Here is a 21070-nt window from a genome sequence, read left to right as displayed (position 1 = left end):
GGAACTGGAAGCGGAAAAGCAAGCACTAATGAAAGACGCCTGGCTGACGGCTACGGGTCATCAGCGTCCGGGTATGAAAAAAGGGTTGCCGCTACCGGAGGCTCAACAGAAAGCCGCCGCTTTGACAAAGCAGCAAAAAGCTATACTACGCTACTGCGGATTTCTGCAGGCGACGGAATACGGTGGGACTGATTCCCCGCTGTTGTTTGAAGAATTTGTTGAGGTGACTTTCGTCAGTAAAACCCAATTCGTAGGCAATTTCATTGATTCGCAGGTCACTATGTTGCAGCCGGGCTTCGATCAGCTTCGTCCGGTAGTTGGTAATGTATTGCTGCATGGTTTCCTGCGTGTGTTTTTTGAAGTAACGGCCGAGGTACGTTTCCGACAGGCCGAAGTGTTGGCTAACGGCTTCCGCCCGGATTTTTTCGGGTTCGTAAATATGATTCTGAATGTAATGCAGAATGTCCAAAGCCCGCTCGTCGGTATGGGCCTGCACCTGCTGGGGTAAGTAGCGGGCGATGTTTCGGGTGACAATGACAATCAGCGTATTCACCAACTGACGAATGAGTTCCTTGTTGTACCGATCCCGCTGGGCATACTCACGGATGATGGCTTCTACGAGCGGCTGTACCAGCAATTTGTCGGGCTGGTTGCGAAGAGTACAGCCCGGCTGATGGTTGGCATTTTGCAGAATAAATTCCAGTCGCTGAATATCGTCAGCCTGAAAGGTATTGGCGTGCAAGTAAATGTCGGTGAACCGCAGGAAAAAGAATTCCGTCGTCGTTTCGATGGCAAACGAGTGGCAGTCTTCCGGCGTAATCAGAAACATGTGTCCCGGACGGTACGAAAACTTATTCTGATTAATACACTGAACGCCAGTACCTGATAAAATATACACCAGTTCAAAAAACAAGTGCTGGTGCCCACCTTTAGGACATTCATCAAGGGTTTTGTGAACAATCGTAAAAGGCTCGTGTAAGCGTTCTTTCTGCATCGTCGTAAGGGGTGAAAAGTACTGGTAACGGAGAAGACGTTCGATACCGACCGTAATGCAAAATCCTCCAAGGCATGATTTTACTACGATTGGCACAAATGTACCGGAAATGAGAAAATATCTACTGGAAAGTACTAGGAAAACTGGTACAACTTTGCACCGTACTTAGAACCACAACCAACATGAAAGCCATTGTAATCAATGAATTTGGAGGCGTCGATCAATTCGTTTATACGGATCTCCCCGTACCCAACGTACATGAAAATGAAGTATTGATTCAGGTAAAAGCGATCAGTATCAATCCCGTCGATGCAAAAACGCGGGCGGGAAAAGGCATGGCCGGACGATTAAAATCCGTGCATCCACTGATTTTAGGCTGGGATGTTTCCGGGATTATTACTGAAATTGGTTCGAACGTAACGGCGTTTAAGGTTGGCGATGAAGTATTTGGGATGGTCAATTTTCCCGGTCATGGTCAGGCCTATGCCGAGTACGTGGCCGCTCCCGCTGACCAGTTAGCTTTGAAGCCAGCTAATGTTAGTCACGAAGAAGCCGCTGCCGCAACCCTGGCCGCTCTGACGGCCTATCAGGCGATGGTGCATAAAGCTCCGGTCCAGCCGGGTCAACGCGTTTTGATTCACGCCGCTGCGGGTGGGGTGGGTCATTTTGCCGTACAAATGGCGAAACATTTCGGAGCGTACGTCATCGGTACGGCTTCAGCTTCGAATCAGGCGTTTGTGCAAAATCTGGGAGCCGATGAAGTCATTGATTACACCGCTCAGCCCTTCGATGAAGTCGTATCGAAGGTGGATCTGGTACTGGATTTCGTAGGAGCCCTGCCTGTTCTGGAGCGTTCACTCCATGTGCTTAAACCGGGAGGTACACTCATCAGTATTCCTACGGGATTGCCCGAAGCTATTACGCAGCAGGCCACGGCTCAGGGCATCAATGCGTTTTTCTTTTTGGTACAGTCCGACGGAGCCGATATGCAGCAAATTGCCGCTTTACTAGCCGAGGGAACGGTTCAAGCTCATCTCTTCAAAACCTATACCTTTGATCAGATGGGCGAGGCTCATCTCCAACAGGAAACGGGTAGAACCGTGGGTAAGATTGTCGTAACCCTTGTCTAACTACTAAAGGTATCTGGTATGAAAGCCTTTGTCATGGAATCCCTTGCCGGGCGTAATCAATTACAGCTCCGGGACTTGCCCCGCCCCAGTATCCGGTCCGGCGAGGTACTGGTACAAGTCAAGGCTCTATCCATCAATCCGGTAGATCACAAAACCTTACAGGGAAAAGGACAGTACGAAAACATTAAAAACGATCCGCCTCTGATTTTGGGTTGGGACATTGCTGGCGTAGTCGTTGAAAGTGCCGCGACCGCCTTTAAAGCGGGGGACGAGGTGTTTGGAATGATCAACTTCCCCGGCCATGGCAAGGCTTATGCCGAATACGTTGCCGCTCCCGCCGAACATTTGGCCCTGAAACCGAATTCCGTTTCGTTCGAAATGGCTGCGGGTACGGCTCTTTCCGCTCTGACGGCGTATCAGGCGATTCGGAAAGCGGCTGTACGGGCGGGCGAGCGGGTGTTTGTGCAGGGAGCCGCCGGAGGCGTTGGTTTTTTCGCCGTACAAATGGCCAAGGCTTTGGGGGCTTACGTCATCGGAACGGCGAAGGCAGAAGACGAAGCTCTATTGAAGGCCCGTGGACTCGATGAATGGATCAATTACCAGACCACCGATTTTGAACAGGCCACGCAGGGTATTGACTTTGCATTGGACACGCTCGGAGCTGAAGCCGCTGTGAAAGCCTTACATATTCTGAAACCAACGGGTCGGCTCATCACCATCCCGAGTGGAAAGGGGGAGGCCTGGAAAGCGGAGGCCGAAGTACGGGGCTTACAGGCGGATTTCCTGTTTGTTCATTCCAGCGGCGAAGACATGCAGGTACTCGCTGATTATCTAGCCAAAGGACTGATTCAGCCCCGGATCGCTCACACGTTTACCTTCGATGAAATCATCCAGGTACACGAACAAATGGAAGCCGGTACGCTCAGTGGCAAGATTGTCGTACGGTTGGATTCATAATGGTCATCCTCTACACTTGAAACGCATGGAAATCACCTTTGAATGTCTGCTTGTAACCCAGGAAACCGACGGTTCTTTTCAAACTACTTTAGCTCGAAAAAGGATTGATGAACTCCCTGCGGGAGAAGTACTGATTCGGGTTCGTTACTCCTCTCTGAATTATAAAGACGCTCTTTCTGCTTCGGGCAATCGGGGCGTCACTCGCCAGTACCCCCATACGCCAGGCATCGACGCGGGGGGTGTGATCGAAGCTTCCACTCACGCCGATTGGCAGGTAGGCGATGAAGTGATCGTCACCGGTTTTGATTTGGGTATGAATACCAGCGGTGGCCTTTCGCAATACATTCGGGTGCCCGCTCAATGGCTGGTTCGTCGGCCCGAGTCGTTAAGCCTCAAAGAAAGTATGAGCTACGGTACGGCGGGTTTTACGGCCGGGTTGAGCGTAGCGGCTTTACTCCGGTCCGGAATTCGTCCCGAGCAGGGCCCTGTAGTCGTTACCGGAGCGACGGGCGGTGTGGGTTCCATCGCCGTAGCTATTTTGAAACGTTTGGGGTATACCGTTACCGCTGTTAGTAGTAAAGCCGAAGCCCATGCGTTCCTTACCCGTCTGGGAGCCAGCGAAATTATTCCCCGTACTGAGCTAGAAGATACCTCCGGGAAAGCTCTATTGAAACCGCGTTTTGCCGGTGCCATTGATACCGTGGGTGGTTCGGTATTAGCTACTCTTATTAAAAGTGTGCAGTACGGTGGGGTGGTTACCTGTTGCGGCATGGTGAATGGGGGCGAATTGCCTTTGACGGTCTTCCCGTTCATCCTACGCGGCGTACAGCTCCTTGGAATCGATTCGGTTGAATACCCGATGGAGTTCCGACCGGAAATCTGGGAACACCTGGGCGGTGACTGGAAACCCGCGGATTTACCGAGCTTAACGCGAGAAATCACTCTGGCCGAAGTTCCCGCCTTCCTTGAAACCATGTTGAAAGGACACATGCAGGGCCGTGCTTTGGTCCGCATCGATTAGTACTGGCTTCTCTAGTTTCTTCCCCCTTTTCATTCATCCTTCCGATGAAACAGCTCCTTATTGCCTTTTCGTACTGGGCCCTTTGCTAGATAGGAGCACAGGCTCATTTCAAAATGGATAGTTTACTTATTCAACACCTCACGACTGAGATTTTGTGGTAGTATCGTATTCTCTGCAGTGCAATGATATTTTACTCGTGGAGGGTCTGCAGTCCTCGGTCGATCCGTTTTTGAAACAGGTGAAACTGAAAGTTGATCAGTTAGATGCTGAATCGGAAACCCGGCGGCGTCAAGTATCCATCAGCTTTCATTACCGGATTGGGGGTACGCATGCGATGGGGCGAGTCGCACAACGGAACTGCTACGGTACCTCCAACAGCACAAGGGAGTTAGCTCCAAACAAAAGAATGAAATAGCCCGCATGACGCTGGAAGATAAAACCAGTTTGCGGGCCTAGAACCACAGGAAGGCATTTATTGAGGAATTCATTCGTATTGATTTCGTAACGGGCGGTTAATATCCAGTTAACGTTGGAACTGTCTATTTGCGGGAATTTTACGCTTTATTCCCATTAGATGAAAAAATCTTTATTACTCGCCATCCTGGTTGTTTTGGGTACGTGCTGGCTTGCTCAGCCCTTGTTTGCCCAAACGACGCAAGCCTCGATTTTCGGGGTCATTTATGAAAAAGATAACGCACCCTTACCGGGAGCAACCGTTCAGATCAAAAACGAATCGACGGGCTTTACGACCGGAACCGTTACGAATGCCAAAGGTGAATACTCTTTTAAAGAACTTCCCCTGGGTGGTCCCTACCTGGTACGTGCCACCTTCGTTGGTTACGGTGAACAAAAGCGAACGGGCTATATGCTCAATCAGGGTGACGCCATCCGCGTGAACCTGACCATGCAGGAAGGTGAACAAAGCTTACAGGTAGTCGAAGTTGTCGCTTCCGGTCTGAAAAATAAGATCGAAGATATCGGTACGGCGACGGCCATTTCAGCAAAAGCCATGTTGACACTACCCGTAAACGGTCGGAACTACCGCTCTCTGATGGACCTTTCTCCGCTGAGCCGTGGGGATAACCTTTCGGGTCAGTTAGCCTCTTCCACCAACTTTACCATTGATGGGATGACGGCTAAAAATCCGACCTCGGCCGGGGCCACCACCAGCCGAAGCAATGCTCCGTATTCGATTTCCATGGAAGCCATTCGGGAGTTTAAAGTCGTGACCAACCAATATGACGTAACCTTTGGCCGGGCCGGGGGTGGTACGGTGAGTGTGGTAACGAAAGCCGGTACCAACAAATTTACGGGTAGCATTTTCAACTATACCCGGGCGAACTGGCTGTCAAGCCCCTATGATATTCGGGGGAACAAACGCGATGCTCCCTTCTCAACGAATCAGTACGGTTTCTCGCTGGGCGGTCCGATCATTAAGGACAAACTACACTTTTTCATGGTATGGGATCACCAGCAGGATTCTCGCCCGCTGATCATCGCAGATATCCAGACGCCTACGGATGAAAGTCGCTTTAACGTAACAAGATCTACCCTTGATCAGTACATCACCATTGCCCGTAATAAATACGGTATGTCGCCCGAAGGTCGTCAGTACGGTAATTTCGATAAAAAACGTGGTTCGGATGCGGCTTTTGCCCGGATCGACTGGCAGATCAACAATAAGCACCTGCTGACCCTGCGGAATAACTTTACCAGCGACGTTAACAAATTAGGTTTAGCCGATAACACGGCCATCAACCTGTATGAATCGTACGGTAACGATTACAACGTAGACAACAGCTTGCTGGCTACCTTACGCAGTACGCTGAATCCGCGGATGACCAATGAGCTGAAACTACAGCACCTGTATACCTACCAGAAAAGTAGCCCCGGCGATCAGTTACCGGGAGCCAACATTCCCCGGGCAATTGTTGAAAACGTCGCCTCTACCCTGACCGGAGGCCGGAATGCTACGACGAACATCCAGATGGGGGGTCACCGGTTTGCTCAGGAACGTTTCCGTAACAACGTCTTTCAGTTGGTAGACAACCTGTATTACAATACGGATAAAGTACAGTATACCTTTGGCTTTGACGTGATGTATACGAATGCTTACTCGGTGTACGGTAGTGAAGTAAATGGTCGCTTCCACTATAATGCGGAGGTAGATCCAACGACGGGTCGTACCATTACGGCTCTGGAAAACTTCAACAACCTGAAGCCTTACCGCTACTACCGCGAAGTGCCCTTGATGGACGACTGGGGCGTAACGGGTAAAACGCTTAACGCGGGTATTTACGGACAAATGCAAACCAAGATTGCCCGCGGTCTGGACATGACGGCCGGTCTGCGTCTGGATTATACGCACTACCCTTCTTCTCCCCTTAATCAGGATTTGTTCAACGAACTGGGTATTCGTACCGATAACAAACTGAAGGCTTTTGTCGTACAGCCCCGTCTGCAATTCACTTGGGATGTAAACGAGCGTCACACGGATTATGTTCGTTTTGGCGGGGGTGTATTTGCTTCCGACATCAACAACTACATGGTTATCAATAACCTAACCTTTGACGGTAAGCACCTGGCTACGGTGGATGTTCGGGGAGCAAACGTACCCACACCGGACTTCAATGCGTACCGGAATAATTACGGTAGTATTCCAAATCTGACTCGGTTCCAGTTGCCCACCATCAACACCTATGGTCCGGATGTTCGTATTCCCGTGGTGTATAAAGCAAACCTCTCGTACAGCCGCTTCCTGACGGATCGTCTTCGCGTAGGAATCGCTGGATATATGTCACTGGGTCGTAACAACTACACTTACGTAGACCGTAACATGGCGGTGGAGCCTTTCTTCCGTCTGTCGCAAGAAGGCAACCGGGGCGTGTACGTACCTTTGAACAGCATGCCTACGAGTGGCGTACCCGATTGGCTGGAAGGTCGAATCAGCAAGAAATATGGTCGCGTACTGGAATTAGTGAGCGAAGGAAAAGTAAACCAGCTTGCTTTCGTAGCCGACGCCACCTTCCGTTATTTCCGGGATGGGGAAATCACGGCTAGCTATACCTGGAACGACATTCGCGATAATACGTCTTTTAACGGAAACGTAGCCAACTCCGCAACCTTGTCCCTGCCCGTAGTAGATGATCCACGTAACCTGAGCCGGGTGACGTATTCAGACGGTCATTTCCGCAGTAAGGTGGTCTTCGCCGCTACGCTGCCTTCCTTCTACGGTATCACGATTGGGGTTCGTTACTCGGGCATCGGCGGTACGCGTTACTCGATGTTGTCAGGAGCGAATAACAACGGTGACTTCGTGGGTACGAACGATCTGGCTTACATTTTCAGCCGTACCAACGGTAGCGTTCCTGAGAACGTACGTACCGGACTACAGGCGATTTTGGACAACCCCGAGGCCAGTCAGAGTATCAAAAATTACATCCTCAAATACGAAGGAAAAATTGCGGAGCGTAACGGCGGAATCAATGGTTTCTACGGTACGTTCGATGTACGAGCCAACAAGAAATTCAAGCTTTACAAAAACCACGCACTGGAAATCTCAGCGGACGTATTCAACTTCTCGAACCTGTTGAATAAAAACTGGGGTGTAACGAAGACCCTGGGTACACAGACGCTGTATGGTTTACAAGCCGCTGGCTTCGATAAAACGGCCGCTCGTTTCAACTATCGTGTGAACACGGCGGGTGTAGTAAACCCCTCCGGTAACCCCTACCAGATTCAGCTGGGAGCCCGGTACAGCTTCTAGACAAACGCGTATCGGATAAAATTTAATAAAAAAGCACCGCGACCTCAAAGATCGCGGTGCTTTTTTATTGAGTCATAGCCTACACCGATACTCGTAAATTGAATCGCTCGAATCAGCAACTAATAACGAGCAACTGTAAACAATCACCCATCACTTCCGTCCCCTCCATTTGCTCAGTAAACGGTCAGCGATGATCTCGTATCCGGCGTCGGAAGGATGCAGACCATCGTAGGTCAGGGCAGCAGCTTCTTTGGGGTAGGGGTATTCGTCAGTATCGGGATTGAAAGGGATACCGATGAACTCTGGATAGGGGTAATCACGATACTGACCTGTTTGGGGATCTTTCAGGCGTTTGAAGCGGACGAGTTTTTCCAGAGCCAAATCCGAATCGTGGTAAAGGTCAACGACGGGGTACTTCTCCAGCTTTCCAATTTGGTTAATAGCCTCAACGACTTGTTCCAGTCGCTGCCCGTTCTTCTCCTGATAGGAGCCATACGCCTGATTCTTGAAATTATTGATGTACACAAAATCTACCCGCTGCATCGGCGTAATCAGAATGACCCTTGCGGATGCATTGAGCTGTTTAAACTTATCCAGAATGATACGAAACGAACCGTAAATGGTTTCGGCTCCGGTATGCTGTTCGTAATCCGCCAGCGTGCCCAGGGGCTTTGCCTGCCACCAGTCGTTCGTGCCCAGAAAAACGGTGTACACATCAGCTTTCACCAGCCCTAGCGATTCGATCTTTTGGGCAATCTGTACGGATGACCAGCCATTATGTCCCTGGTTGATATAATGGATTCGCGGGTGACGTTCGGTAATCAGGGTTAGGTAACCCTTGGAAATCCGGTGTTGGGTTTCATCGGTATGGTCATTCAAATACGTAATCGAGTCACCCAACGCCAGCCAGCTAATGCTACGGGGGGCCGAACCCCCACAAACCAGGAAAATGCTGACCAGATAAAGTAATTTTTTCATACGGTTAGAGATTCATTTGACGGTCCGAAGATAAGGCGATCCGTTCATTGTACATCCTGCACCCTCTCAATAGAGGTAGCCTATCTACTTTCAAAGGCAGAAAAAAGCTGGAACCTTCGCGGCAAGGCCTGAAGGTTCCAGCTTTTACAAAGAGTCACTGATCGGGGGTTTATTCTTTTTGTTGAATGTTTACGTGGCCCCGGTTATTGAATACCTCAAACTGAAGGTCTCCCGCTCTAATCAGCATGTAAGCCTGTTCCTGTAGTTCAGTAGCAATTTTGCTCTGATTCATGAGCAGGCTATCAGCTAGACGAATGACCGTATCGTCGTCAGCGGAAAAAGAAGAAAGTAGTATTTCTTTAATAGTAACGTGTTGGGCGACTAAAAATTCAAGGCGAGTCATATTCATTGGCGGATGGGTCACAAACTGAAAGGTATTGGGTTAAAAATCAAAAAACTCACTATACTGAAATGTTTGAAATGGGGCTGGATAAAGCCAATTGTGCATCATAGCGTAGGGTTTAAGTTATGAAAAGATAGGAGTAAGGGCGGAATAACTTACAATATATACACGCAGTTAGTTAATTGATAACATAATTTTTTAACTTTTGTTAAACGAGTTTTTGATTTTTATTAATCAGAAAATTTAAGTATAATATAGGATTTGTCAATCGCTTTAGCTACTCAAAAAACCAGAATTATTAAATTAGTATTGCTCATAATTATACCATCCATTTTGATCAATTAGACCCTAAATATGGGGGTCTAATTGTAGTTAGATTATATCTACTAACTTTTTTTTTAAGGCTTGTATGTTTGTGACGTTTACGGGTAGCGTTAGCAAACGTGCTAGCCCATTCGTAAACACGTGTTCGGTGCACCTCCGTTAGTTGAATTGGATAAGGGGATTTTCATGCAAACTAACGGAGCCACCTATTTCCAGAATGCCGATTTTATTAAATCTGGCGTTCGTTGCTGTGCATCATCCACCCACCTATATAGCTTATTTCCGTAACGGCCTGCCTGCTTTATAAGCATGGCAGGCTTTTACGGTTTAAGAGGTAGAAAGGGTCAAATCCTGCTGGACTAGTGTTGCTAAGCAACCGTTAAATTATTTCCTGAAGAAAATACCTGTTTGGTGACGCGATCAAACGTAAAGTCCAGACGCCCCAGATTAATACCGCCAAAGCCTACCTGATTCACGAGTACGGGCTTGCCATCCAGGTTAGTAAAGACTTTTGGTTCGGGTAAAAAGGTATGCGTATGCCCACCGATAATGAGATCGATATGCCGGGACTGAGCAGCTAAAATGGGATCGATTATCTCATCAGCACTACCTTTAAAGCCCAAATGAGAAAGGCAAATGACCAAACTGCACTTTTCTTCTTTCCGCAGAAATGCCGCTACTTCATTCGCCTTGGTCAAGGGATCGTGGTACTGCGTATCCCCGAATAATTTCGCCGGAATTAATCCCTTGGGTTGAATGCCCAGCCCAAAAACGCCGATGCGTAGACCGTTAACTTTGAAAATTTTATACGGCTTTACTAAATCCTGTAGCGGGGTATTTCTGAAATCATAATTGGCTACCAACACGGGGAAAGTTGCGTGCTCCCGAATTTGCTTGGCGTATACCTCCATACCGCCGTCAAAATCGTGGTTGCCCATCGTAATGGCGTCGTATCCCAGCATACTCAGGCTCTGTACTTCCGGCTCTCCGTGGAAAAGATTGAAATAGGGCGTACCCTGGAAAATATCCCCCGCGTCGAACAGTAGTACGTGAGATTCTTCCTGCCGGATTTTACTGAGTAAACGAGCTCGGTTGACGACACCACCTTTACCGGCATTACGGTCGCCGGGCGGAAAGGGATCGAGGTGACTATGTGTATCGTTAGTATGAAGAATCGTTAGTTTGAGCGAATCGGCCTGTGTTTGGGCCCAGCCATCAAAGCTACCCAGCAGCAAGGCTCCGCTTAAACCCGTGAGTTGTCGAAAAAAATGGCGACGATCAGAACGCATAAAAGTGAGGGGACTTAGCGGAGGGTAGTACGACCGTCCAGCTGGGGATTAAGAATTTGATTTTGCTGACCTTTACTAGTGAAATAATCGCGTATAGCATCCCGCATGAGGTAATTCAGGGGTTCTGATTTCAGGCTATTTTTCAGGAAAAAAGCACTGTCACCACCCGTAGCTACGTAGTCGCTGACCAGAATACGGTAGGTTTTTTGCGGGTCGAAAGGCTGACCCTTTACGTAGATTTCCAGTGGTTTTTTAGTATCCTTATCCACTACCAGCTTCAGACCAGACTGCGGGTCCTGACGGGCGGCGAGGTATTCGATAAACTGACGCATCGTTTCGCCCGATACCGTCAGTACCACCAGATCATTGTCGAAAGGCATGATTTCGTACACATTCCGTAGCGTAATATTGCCCGCCGGAAGTTCGGCTCGAATTCCTCCATTATTCATGTGAGCCAAATCAATCGCAGCTCCGTAGCGTTTCTGGGCCTGTTCGCGAAATAAATCCGTCAGTAGATCGCCCAATTCTGATTCTACGCCTCCTTTTTTAAGGTACTTAGCAGATTGTACCAGAACCTGATTCATGGAGCGATCTAGACTATCGTGGTACGTTTGCAGGTAGTTGGCTAGATTGGAACTTGGTCCGGAAACCACCGAAGGGTTGGACTGATCCGTTACTTCCAATAATGCCGATCCCGTGGAACGTGCCGCGTAGTAATGCGTACTGGAGCACGCAGATACGACAAACATTCCCAGGAGAAGGGGCCAGGTGTGTTTATGCATGTTGACTAAATGAAAGCTCATCCTACTACGAAAGTACGCAGGGATTTGTTCCAGTTATGCATAGAAGGTGTGCTTTTGTGAGCGATAGCCCAGCAAAAAACGGTAGTACGCAACGAAGAAAGTAGCGTTACTTATTTACTTGAAGGAAGGTATCAATGAAATTCCGTAAGAATAAAGCCTGCTCATAGTTAAGTACGCAGGAAGCTTCAAATTCTTCGAGTTGGCGGGAATTTTGATTAGGAACTGCAATGAGCAAGGTTATGTCTAGTCCTAGTTTGGAAATGGGCTCTTCGATAATGGGCATTTCTTCCACTTTAAGAATGGCAGGATTTCCTTCCTCCGACACCGCCAACTGAACATTATCCTTCATGAGGTAGCCATTGGCATTGAATTGTAAAGCGACAGTTTGCATGGATTCTCTGAGTTAATAGGTTGATTGGTAACTAATAAGTAAGCCTCTTCGTAAAAAACCAAGCCACTCCGGCTTAGTAAAGGCTAAGAAAAAAGGTTAAATCAAGCAACTACACTAATGCAGGTACCGTCGGGAGACGCTATGGGAAAACCTTACTTGCATGAAATGCCTGCCTTTTTTAGGAAGATCTGCTTTTCTGCACCGCCAGAAAAGCAATGAAGATTCCAGTGAATCCAAGAATTGACAACGGTGTGAGCATAGGGCTGGCAGTGTAATACCACGGTTTCTCTACGACACCATTCGTTGTTCAGAGTTTTACCCGATTTTCGATCACTTTTCAGGTAATCGAAAGCAGAAGTGCTAAAAGTACCTTTGGATTACTCTCAATCAGTCACTCGTCTCATATCGCTAGGCTGTCTGCCGGGAGCATAGGCGTAAAGGCATACGGGTAACAGATGTACGAGGGTCCTTTCAACCAGAATTTATTTGAGGGGTAGCCTCCGCATTGGTCCATGTTAAGGTTTCGATTACTACAAGATCCTGAGCAGGCGGCCCTGCATTCGTTTACCATTCGATTGATGCCAACCCCAGCCATTTGTCCAAAACACTAAGCCAATGTACTTAAGCATTTTATTATAGGACTATGGAAAGTTTTGGTAAGCTAATAGTTAATAAGTATATGTAAACTAATGTTAATTAGTTTTCTGAAAAACCGTCAAAAATTACCGTTTATCGAGTAAAATCGACCATTTATCGAAGATCAACAACATTTTAGCGGTTTGAGACCACTTTTGTATCACTTCATCGGTCAAAGAAGTGGCGGCTTTGATGACTGAGAAGATTAAACGTATGAAGGTCTATCTGTGACGACAGGTAGACCTTTTTTATTTGCGGTGAACAAAAATCAAACCGGACCTTATTTTACCGGCTACCCTGGGCTCTGATAGGTGACCAAATCAATACTGACTCCATTGGGATCTATAATCGCAAAATGATAATCTCCCCAAGGTTCTTTTCGTAAGTCAATGTGAATAGGTATGCCCAAGCTTTTAATGCGTGCATACTGCTGCTCAACATCGGGAATTTCGATGGTTAGATAAACGCCCGTTCCGGCAAAAGCCGGATGAAACAGCGGCTGTTGCGACGGATGATCGGGCAGAAGAAAACTGATTTCTGCCGTACCCAAAGGCTGTTGCAACAGTACGAAAAAGTCGTTTTCAAACAGGACCGTAAAATCCAGTACATTTTGGTAAAAGGCTTTGCTCTCCGCGAGCTTCGGTGTGATGATTCCTGCGTTCACCTTGAAGGTTCCAGACATCGTGCGTGTGTTTAAGGTTACCTAGCAAACCTCTGATGACTGGATGACAGCCGTATGTCAGCAGGGAAATCCGAGGTTGTATTTTTTTATTGGCGGAAAACAACGTACTCGGTTCGAAAAGTCTTAGGAGTGGGTGTATAAAAGCAGATACGTCCATTTTATTACAAGATGCCTGATATAGTATAATGAAAAAAATTAATAAGTATCTGTAAATCAAAGAAATATGGTCGAAAATAAGTGGAGTGGATTGAATTAAAAAGGGTGTTTCAGGGTTTATATACTAGCCAAGAAGCCAACCCTAAATCCGTATTTGATGGTAACCATTCCCGAGGAAATTACGTCTAGTTTGAGTCCTACTGTCTCCAGCCGATTGTGGTTACCCAAGCGGGTGCTCTTTACGCCTGACGCCTTGGAAGAGCCTTTCGGTCAGCGAATGTACCAGCGGATGCAGGCTCTGGATTTACCCATTGAAGTCTTGAAAAATAACCGCATTACGGGTTTGCGTGGTGCGGACGAACGCGAAACCTACCGAAACGCCAAGAATACCCTGGCCGTGGTGAAAGCTCCGCCAAGTGCCCTGCGGCTGCAACCTACGCCCCCTTCGGCCGACTGGCAGCTCAATCTGGCCGAAGGTTGTCCGGCTCACTGTCAGTACTGTTACCTGGCCGGAAGTTTGTCAGGACCGCCCGTTACCCGGGTTTTTGCCAATCTGCCGCAATTGCTGTCCCATACGGCGACCTACGAACGGGAAGACCGGGTGACGAGTTTTGAAGTAAGTTGTTACACCGATGTCATTGGTATTGAGCACCTTACGGGCAGTTTAGAAGAATGCGTCCGTTATTTTGGTACCCGCCCGCAGGCTCAGTTGCGGTTTGTGACCAAGTATGATCAGGTAAACCCCTTGCTGAACTTGCCTCACGGAGGCCGCACGCGGGCCCGGGTAAGTCTAAACGCCGAACCCATTGCCCGCCGCCTCGAAGGCGGAACGGCATCGGTGGCGGCTCGTATTGAAGCCCTACGAAAACTAGCGTTGCCCCGTGCCCTTGGGGGCGGAGGTTACGCGGTTGGGGTAGTACTGGCTCCCATCATGCCCATTCCCGATTGGCAGCAGCATTACACTGACCTATTGGATCAGTTAGCCGATCGTCTGGATTTTCCCTGTGATTTGACGGTAGAGTTCATAACCCACCGTTTTACCCCCGGTAGTAAGGCGGTATTATCCGGCTGGTATCCCAATATTGGCGTTGAAATGGACGAGAGCAGTCGGACCAGCAAGTACAATAAGTTTGGTGGCGTGAAGTTTGTGTACCGTCCCGAAATGATGCAATCCTTGCGAACATTTTTGACCCGGGCCTGGCAGGAGCGTTTCCCGAAAGCCCCGATTACCTACTGGACCTAGAAACCGAATCAGCCGAGTGGTAACGCCTCACCACTCGGCTGATTCATTCAATGGATACGAGTACAGAAGCCACGCTTCCCGATAAATTTTTCTTAGTTTTGTCTTTTACAGTATGCAAAACACCCAACAAAATATCATCGACGCCGCCATTCTCGTCTTTAACGAGGATTATTCAGCTCCGCTGGAAAAGGTAGCGGAGAAGGCCGCCATTACCCGGCGGACGCTTCACCGCTACTTCAAAACCCGCGAAGCGTTACTGATGAGTTGCCAGAAGGAAATGCAACGGAGTTGCCGGACCGCCATGATGCAAGCTCTGGATGCTTCGGATGATCCGCTGAAGCAACTGGAGAATATGGTGTACGCGGGTGTGGAATGCGGAGCCAAGTTTTCGCTATTCAGCAAACTACATACCCGACCGGAACATCTGCATTCCTCACAAAACCCCGATTGTGCTCAGTATGATGCCTTTTACTCGCGGTATCGGGGTGTGATCACTCAATTACAGGCTCAAGGTTTGATCGCTTCCGAATTTACAGCGGAATGGATTGCCATGTTTTTTAGTGGCGTGATTGCTGCGACGGTCAATGCCGAAGCAATGGGTTCCGTAGCTAAAAATAGTCTTAAACATTTTGCCTGGCTTTCGTTCAGTAAAGGCGTAGGTCTTTAAAAATTTTTGTTCCGAAATGTCACATATATGTGACAAAAGTCTTACGTTTGTGACGTTACTTTCCTGAAAAGACCATGAAACAATCCGTAGATGTCGTGATTATTGGCGGTAGTTACGCCGGTTTAGCCGGGGCCTTGAGCCTTGGACGGGCCATTCGGCAAGTCGTTATCCTAGATAGCGGTCGGCCCTGTAATCGTCAGACCCCCCATTCCCATAATTTTCTTACGCAGGATGGCAGTACACCTGCCGAGATTGCGGAACGTGCTAAAGTTCAGGTACTGCAATATCCTACGGTTCGTTTCCAAAGCGAAACGGCTGTCAGCGTAACGGGAGAGGATATGAATTTTACCGTGACTACGGATGCGGGTTCCGTTATACAGGCCAAAAAGCTGTTGTTCGCTACCGGCATTCGGGACCTGATGCCCGCCCTGCCCGGTTTTTCCGAAAGCTGGGGTATCTCAGTCATTCACTGTCCGTATTGCCATGGTTACGAGTATCGGGACCAGCTAACGGGCATTCTCATGAACGGAGAAACGGCTGTGGAAATGGGCCGCCTCATTCGTAACTGGACCCCCCAACTGACCGTATTCACCAACGGACCTTCCACTATTCCGGATATCTCAATTCTTAGTTCGCTTGGGATTACCATTGAAGAAACACCTTTACAGGAGATCGTTCACGAAAGCGGCTACTTACAGCATTTGGTACTCGCTGACGGTCGGAAGTTTCCGTTGAATGCCCTGTACGCCCGCCCGCCTTTTGAGCAGCACTGCGAATTGCCCCGGGACCTGGGATGCGTACACACGGAAGACGGCTACATTCAGGTAGATGCCCTGCAAAAAACGAGTATCGCCGGGGTGTATGCCGCGGGTGATGCCACGACCATGAAGCGAGCCGTGAGTGCCGCCGTCGCCGCAGGTACCATGGCGGGCGTAGCGATAAGCCGGGAATTTTTACCTTAAGTGTACGTTCAGCCGGGAAAAGCATCCCGGCTGAAATTTACATGAAGCGTGGGTCGGAGGGGTGTCCCGAAAGTTTGTAGGTACTAGAGTCGACAAAAAAATCGTATGTTGCGTAGGCTTTGTCTTTGGTTGAAGATTATCCAAGTCCTCTTCAGCGATGCAACTGTTACCCGCTCCCGCTTTGCTGCCGTTCATCCGGCACTATCTCTTCATCCGGCATTCGTTTGAAAGCGTACAAAAATTACGGTTGTTCTCGGACGGCAGTACGGGCCTGGTTTTCTCCTTCAATTCGCTTTTACAGGATGATCGGGGCGACCTGCTCCCGGCCTCCTTCGTTTATGGACAGATTAGGGAGTACAAAACGGTGTATACGAGCGGAATTACCAATCTGATCATCGTGGTTTTTCAGCCGTATGGGATGAGTTCTTTGTTAGGAATACCCGCTTCGGAGCTAAGTAACCAGATTGTAGAACTGGATCTCATACTGGGAGCGGCGAGCCGGGACTTGTATCACCAGCTCAGCGAATCGTCGAGTATTGAGACGAGTCAGCACCAGCTCAATCAATTTTTCGAAACCTTGCTTGAACGAGTAACGGATCATCCGCAACCGCTTGTTACAGCCGCTACGCAGTGGATCATGCAGCGAAACGGATGCTTTACGGCTCGAGAGCTGATGCAGTTCACGGGTTATGAACAACGGCAACTGGAGCGTAAATTCAAGGAAGTCATTGGCGTAAGTCCGCAAAAAATGGGCAGTATTGTTCGGCTGCATCATTTTCTCAAACAGGTACAACAGCCGCCGTATAAACATGGGATGACAACAGCGGTGTACGAAGCAGGCTATTACGATCAGGCTCATCTGATCCGGGAATTTCGGAAGCTGACTGGCCTTACGCCTTCACGTTACCTGAAACAGCAAAATCGTTTGGCAGTCAATTTCCTTCCTTCACCCGACTAAGGCTTGTCGAATTTGTACAATTCTGCTACCAGCGGGTTGCGTAGTTTTGGGGCCTACTCAAACAAGCCTCTTATGCGAACCTTAGTTATGGCCACTGCTCAGTTTGAAAACAAGAGTGGTGACAAAGCGTATAATCTTTCCATCATCGATCAACTGGCGGGCAAGGCCGCTCAAGCCGGTGCTCAGGTGGTTGCTTTTCACGAGTGTTCCATTACCGGATATACTTTTGCCCGACACCTGAGTCGAGAAAAACTGCTGGCTATCGCCGAGTCCATCCCCTCGGGACCCAGCACCGATGAATTGATCCGTCTGGCCCAAAAGCATCAGATTGCGATAGCGGCGGGTTTATTCGAAAAGGATGAACAGGATCGTCTGTACAAAGCTTACGTCTGCGTGGATCAATCCGGCGTATTGGCGAAGTACCGCAAGTTACATCCTTTCATCAATCCACACCTGACGCCCGGCGACGCGTATTGCGTGTTTGATCTGTACGGCTGGAAATGCGGTATCCTGATTTGTTACGACAACAACATCATCGAGAATGTGCGGGCCACCAAGCTACTCGGAGCTGAGATTATACTGATGCCACACGTGACCATGTGCACCCCCTCGACTCGTCCTGGTGCCGGTTTTGTTGATCCCAAACTATGGCAGAACCGGAAGTATGACCCCACTTCCCTGCGAGCTGAATTTGACGGACTCAAAGGGCGGCAGTGGTTGATGAAATGGCTACCCGCCCGAGCCTACGACAATGCCGTGTATGCGGTCTTTGCCAACCCCATCGGCATGGATGACGATCAGCTCAAAAACGGGTGCTCCATGATTCTGGACCCCTTCGGTGATATACTGGCCGAATGCCGATCCCTGGATAATGAAGTAGTAACCGCAATCCTGACCTCTGACAAACTTACGCAGGCCGGAGGCCACCGGTACTTACAGGCCCGCCGTCCTGAACTATACGGGGAATTAATTAGTCAGCCCCACGAATCCGAGCAAAAAGTAGCCTGGTTGCAAACCGGTACGAACGAAGCTGAGTAACGTTGCTTCCAACATCTCAGCGATGAGGCTTTGGATTACTTGAAGAGAAAATAGTAGGTTGGTAAATGCAACATTGTTGCATTTAAATGTTCATATTTGCAACAACGTTGCAAATATGAACCCTAACGTATTCTCTTCATGTTAAAAAAACTCCCCGTAACCGTACTGAGCGGATTTTTGGGAGCGGGTAAAACCACCCTGCTCAATTATCTCCTGCATCACCGTCATGGCTTGAAAGTGGCCGTTATCGTCAATGATATGAGTGAAGTCAACGTGGATGCTCAGACCATTCAATCGCAGAACGTATTGTCTCGTACCGAGGAACGACTCGTCGAAATGTCTAATGGCTGCATTTGCTGTACGCTGCGGGAAGACCTGATGGTTGAAGTAGAGAAGCTCGCTCGCGAAAACCGTTTTGATTACCTGTTGATCGAATCGTCGGGCATTTCGGAGCCCTTGCCCGTAGCTCAGACCTTCAGTTATACCGACGAAGGGATGGGAATTGACTTATCGGCGTTCAGTCGCCTGGACACGCTCGTAACCGTAGTCGATGCCTACAACTTTGCCAAGGATTTTGGTTCGATTGATACCGTCCGCAGTCGGAAGCTCAACCCAGACGATCAGGCCGATACGCGGAGTATCGTCAATTTACTGACCGATCAAATTGAGTTTGCCAATGTGTTGATTCTCAACAAAACGGATTTAATTACCCCGCATCAACTAGGGGAATTAAAGGCCATTCTCCAGCATCTTAATCCCAAAGCCCGCTTGGTCGAATCAAGTTTCGGTCGGGTAGAACCCGAACAGATTCTGAATACGGGGCTGTTTAATCTGGAGGAAGCGTCGCAGGCAGAAAGCTGGGTAGAGGAATTACAGAAAGGCCATCATACTCCCGAAAGTGAGGAGTACGGCATTCATTCCTTCGTTTTCCGGGATTCCCGGCCGCTGCATCCCGAGCGTTTCTGGGCGTATCTTCAGGAAGAATGGCCCGCGGGGATCATTCGTTCGAAGGGGTTATTCTGGCTGGCGTCGCGACCTGGCAAAGCCCTAAGCTGGGGGCAGGCGGGAGGCTCTTTACGGGCCGAACCGGCGGGTACCTGGTGGGCGGCTATTCCGGAGAAAGAACGCCTGTACTATCCAGATTATCAGGAAAATGAATTACTGATTCGGAAACGCTGGCATCCTGACTTTGGTGATCGGATGAACGAACTGGTGATTATTGGTCAGGACCTGACACAAGAACAAATCATTCGCGAACTAGAAAGCTGCCTGTGTACGCCGGCCGAAATTCGGCAGATGCAGGCCGGCGTTCACTTCCGCGATCCGTTTCCGAAATGGGAATAAGGCCTAAAAAAAGAACCCGAAAGTGTCGAGCTTTCGGGTTCTTTTTTTAGTTAATGGCAAGAAATCTTAGTCATTATGACCTTCGCTGCTTTCAAAACCCAGCAAAGTCAGGCGTACGGGTTTGGCAGATACTTTGTGTTTGGTGGTCGTAGCCAGCGTTTCGAGGTTAATCTGATGTACTTCACCCGTAGTCGGCAGAGCAATGTACGCAAACCGGTTAGTAGCTTCCAGTACGGGTTTGTAGGTAGCTCCTGCATCGGTCGTACCGATTACGTTGCCTTCTTTGATCAAGCGATTACTGGCTAACTCATACACCCGCAGTTTACCATCGAGCGAAAGGACGAGCAAACGATTCCCGGCATAATCTACCTTGCACTGAAAGGCATCCGTACCCGCGTAAATGGGGGTAATCTGATTGCTGGACAGATCGATGAGATACGCACCCTTGGTCGCAACAAAACCAATGAATTTCTTGGCCGCCGCCGCGTAGTAAATGCTGCCGAGACGGTACGCTCCAAAGCCGGCGGGATTTGCAATCATCCGCTGTTCGCCGTTCGATTGAACGACCAATACGCCTCCACTGGTAGCCTCGGCCGAGGTGTAGGCACCGAAAACCGCATGGGCTCCATCCGTCGCGTTGCCGTGAATGGCTCCGACTTCCTGCGTAGACGCGTGCGTCGTTTTGCCCTGCTTGTCAATGACGAGAACCCGGTTTGGACTTTTTCCGCTGGCCGGGGCCGAGGTTACCGCATAGGTACCATTGTCAAAAGCCGCCATGGCTCCGTGGTGCGGGACGAGTCCGGCGTTGATGACCTGCATCTGAGCTCCGGCGGTGTGAAAATTGGTTTCATTGCCCAGGCTCAGCGTACCGTCTCCATCGTTAAAAATCAGGGATTCCTGACCACGACTTTTGAAGTGCGTAGGCTTAAGGCCCGTTGCCGTAATGGAACCAAACTTGGGTGTACCTTTCTGATCGACATGATCAACGTGCGATTCGAAGCCTGAATCAAACACTTCCACCAGATTCTGACTCTGGTACAAAACGGCCGCAAAACGCTGAGAAGCCGTCGTGTAGAGGTTTGCTAGTGGGTATTTAGCGTCAAAAGTACTGGTGGTGCCGTCATAGGGATTAATCTGGGTTAACTGTTTGGATTCCTGATCCGAGACCAGCACCCGCAAAAATCGGTGTTCGCGGGTGGAAGAATCTTCGACTTCCTTGTCTTTCTGGCAACTCAGAAAGGCAGCAGATACTAGTACAAACAGGCCAAGTTTTTTAAACATACGCTTCATGTTTATAGTGGAGTATAAATGCAACAACGTTGCAAAAG

At 49.0% G+C, this 21070-nt stretch carries 18 protein-coding genes; 10 read left to right on the top strand and 8 right to left on the bottom strand.

Features of this window, described 5'->3' with window-relative positions; translation table 11 throughout:
• Positions 1 to 145: 145 nt before the first annotated feature.
• Entirely contained in the window at positions 146 to 994 is an 849-nt protein-coding gene (locus tag ACOJTG_RS12830) for an AraC family transcriptional regulator (protein ID WP_420154184.1), read from the bottom strand.
• Positions 995 to 1176: 182 nt separating this feature from the next.
• On the opposite strand from ACOJTG_RS12830, the gene ACOJTG_RS12825 reads away from it, so the two are divergent.
• The 4 genes from ACOJTG_RS12825 (at position 1177) to ACOJTG_RS12810 (ending at position 7868) form a co-directional block, all read left to right on the top strand.
• Entirely contained in the window at positions 1177 to 2124 is a 948-nt protein-coding gene (locus ACOJTG_RS12825) for an NADP-dependent oxidoreductase (protein ID WP_420154183.1), read from the top strand.
• Positions 2125 to 2157: 33 nt separating this feature from the next.
• On the top strand, positions 2158 to 3081 hold the full coding sequence (locus ACOJTG_RS12820) for an NADP-dependent oxidoreductase (RefSeq protein WP_420154182.1): 924 nt from the start codon (positions 2158 to 2160) through the stop codon (positions 3079 to 3081).
• Positions 3082 to 3106: 25 nt separating this feature from the next.
• Positions 3107 to 4102: a YhdH/YhfP family quinone oxidoreductase gene (locus ACOJTG_RS12815; RefSeq protein ID WP_420154181.1), complete on the top strand. Its 996-nt coding sequence runs from the start codon at positions 3107 to 3109 to the stop codon at positions 4100 to 4102.
• A 574-nt stretch (positions 4103 to 4676) separates the two neighbouring features.
• Positions 4677 to 7868, top strand: a complete 3192-nt coding sequence (locus tag ACOJTG_RS12810) for a carboxypeptidase regulatory-like domain-containing protein (protein WP_420154180.1) — start codon at positions 4677 to 4679, stop codon at positions 7866 to 7868.
• 150 nt (positions 7869 to 8018) lie between these two features.
• Here ACOJTG_RS12810 and ACOJTG_RS12805 read toward each other — a convergent pair whose 3' ends face one another.
• The 6 genes from ACOJTG_RS12805 to ACOJTG_RS12780 form a co-directional block, all read right to left on the bottom strand.
• Entirely contained in the window at positions 8019 to 8846 is an 828-nt protein-coding gene (locus tag ACOJTG_RS12805) for an SGNH/GDSL hydrolase family protein (protein WP_420154179.1), read from the bottom strand.
• 169 nt (positions 8847 to 9015) lie between these two features.
• A complete protein-coding gene (locus ACOJTG_RS12800; protein WP_133163423.1) occupies positions 9016 to 9249 on the bottom strand; it encodes a hypothetical protein in 234 nt (77 codons plus the stop codon).
• A 692-nt stretch (positions 9250 to 9941) separates the two neighbouring features.
• Entirely contained in the window at positions 9942 to 10862 is a 921-nt protein-coding gene (locus ACOJTG_RS12795; RefSeq protein WP_420154178.1) for a bifunctional metallophosphatase/5'-nucleotidase, read from the bottom strand.
• 14 nt (positions 10863 to 10876) lie between these two features.
• Positions 10877 to 11665, bottom strand: coding sequence for a 5'-nucleotidase C-terminal domain-containing protein (locus tag ACOJTG_RS12790; RefSeq protein ID WP_420154177.1), 789 nt, complete (start codon positions 11663 to 11665; stop codon positions 10877 to 10879).
• Between the two features lie 106 nt (positions 11666 to 11771).
• Positions 11772 to 12056, bottom strand: a complete 285-nt coding sequence (locus ACOJTG_RS12785; protein WP_104715487.1) for a hypothetical protein — start codon at positions 12054 to 12056, stop codon at positions 11772 to 11774.
• Positions 12057 to 12984: 928 nt separating this feature from the next.
• Complete coding sequence (locus ACOJTG_RS12780; RefSeq protein ID WP_420154176.1) at positions 12985 to 13374, bottom strand: VOC family protein; 390 nt, start codon at positions 13372 to 13374, stop codon at positions 12985 to 12987.
• Positions 13375 to 13687: 313 nt separating this feature from the next.
• Between ACOJTG_RS12780 and ACOJTG_RS12775 the strand changes: the two genes are divergently transcribed.
• The 6 genes from ACOJTG_RS12775 (at position 13688) to ACOJTG_RS12750 (ending at position 19742) form a co-directional block, all read left to right on the top strand.
• Entirely contained in the window at positions 13688 to 14773 is a 1086-nt protein-coding gene (locus ACOJTG_RS12775) for a radical SAM protein (protein WP_420154175.1), read from the top strand.
• A 112-nt stretch (positions 14774 to 14885) separates the two neighbouring features.
• Positions 14886 to 15440: a TetR/AcrR family transcriptional regulator gene (locus tag ACOJTG_RS12770; RefSeq protein WP_420154174.1), complete on the top strand. Its 555-nt coding sequence runs from the start codon at positions 14886 to 14888 to the stop codon at positions 15438 to 15440.
• Positions 15441 to 15514: 74 nt separating this feature from the next.
• Positions 15515 to 16402: an NAD(P)/FAD-dependent oxidoreductase gene (locus ACOJTG_RS12765; protein ID WP_420154173.1), complete on the top strand. Its 888-nt coding sequence runs from the start codon at positions 15515 to 15517 to the stop codon at positions 16400 to 16402.
• A 157-nt stretch (positions 16403 to 16559) separates the two neighbouring features.
• Positions 16560 to 17360 carry an AraC family transcriptional regulator gene (locus ACOJTG_RS12760; RefSeq protein ID WP_420154172.1) on the top strand — a complete coding sequence of 267 codons (801 nt, stop codon included), beginning with the start codon at positions 16560 to 16562 and terminating at the stop codon, positions 17358 to 17360.
• Between the two features lie 72 nt (positions 17361 to 17432).
• Complete coding sequence (locus ACOJTG_RS12755; protein WP_420154171.1) at positions 17433 to 18398, top strand: nitrilase family protein; 966 nt, start codon at positions 17433 to 17435, stop codon at positions 18396 to 18398.
• Positions 18399 to 18536: 138 nt separating this feature from the next.
• Positions 18537 to 19742 (top strand): GTP-binding protein, encoded by a 1206-nt coding sequence (locus ACOJTG_RS12750; RefSeq protein ID WP_420154170.1) that lies wholly within the window; start codon positions 18537 to 18539, stop codon positions 19740 to 19742.
• Between the two features lie 66 nt (positions 19743 to 19808).
• Here the strand turns inward: ACOJTG_RS12750 and ACOJTG_RS12745 are convergent, their stop codons facing one another.
• Entirely contained in the window at positions 19809 to 21023 is a 1215-nt protein-coding gene (locus ACOJTG_RS12745; protein WP_420154169.1) for a hypothetical protein, read from the bottom strand.
• Between the last annotated feature and the right edge of the window lie 47 nt (positions 21024 to 21070).

This window comes from Siphonobacter sp. (assembly GCF_048595215.1).
Classification (GTDB): domain Bacteria; phylum Bacteroidota; class Bacteroidia; order Cytophagales; family Spirosomataceae; genus Siphonobacter.
The sequence above is the reverse complement of the archived record's forward strand: the minus strand, read 5'-3'. Positions and strand labels throughout refer to the sequence as shown.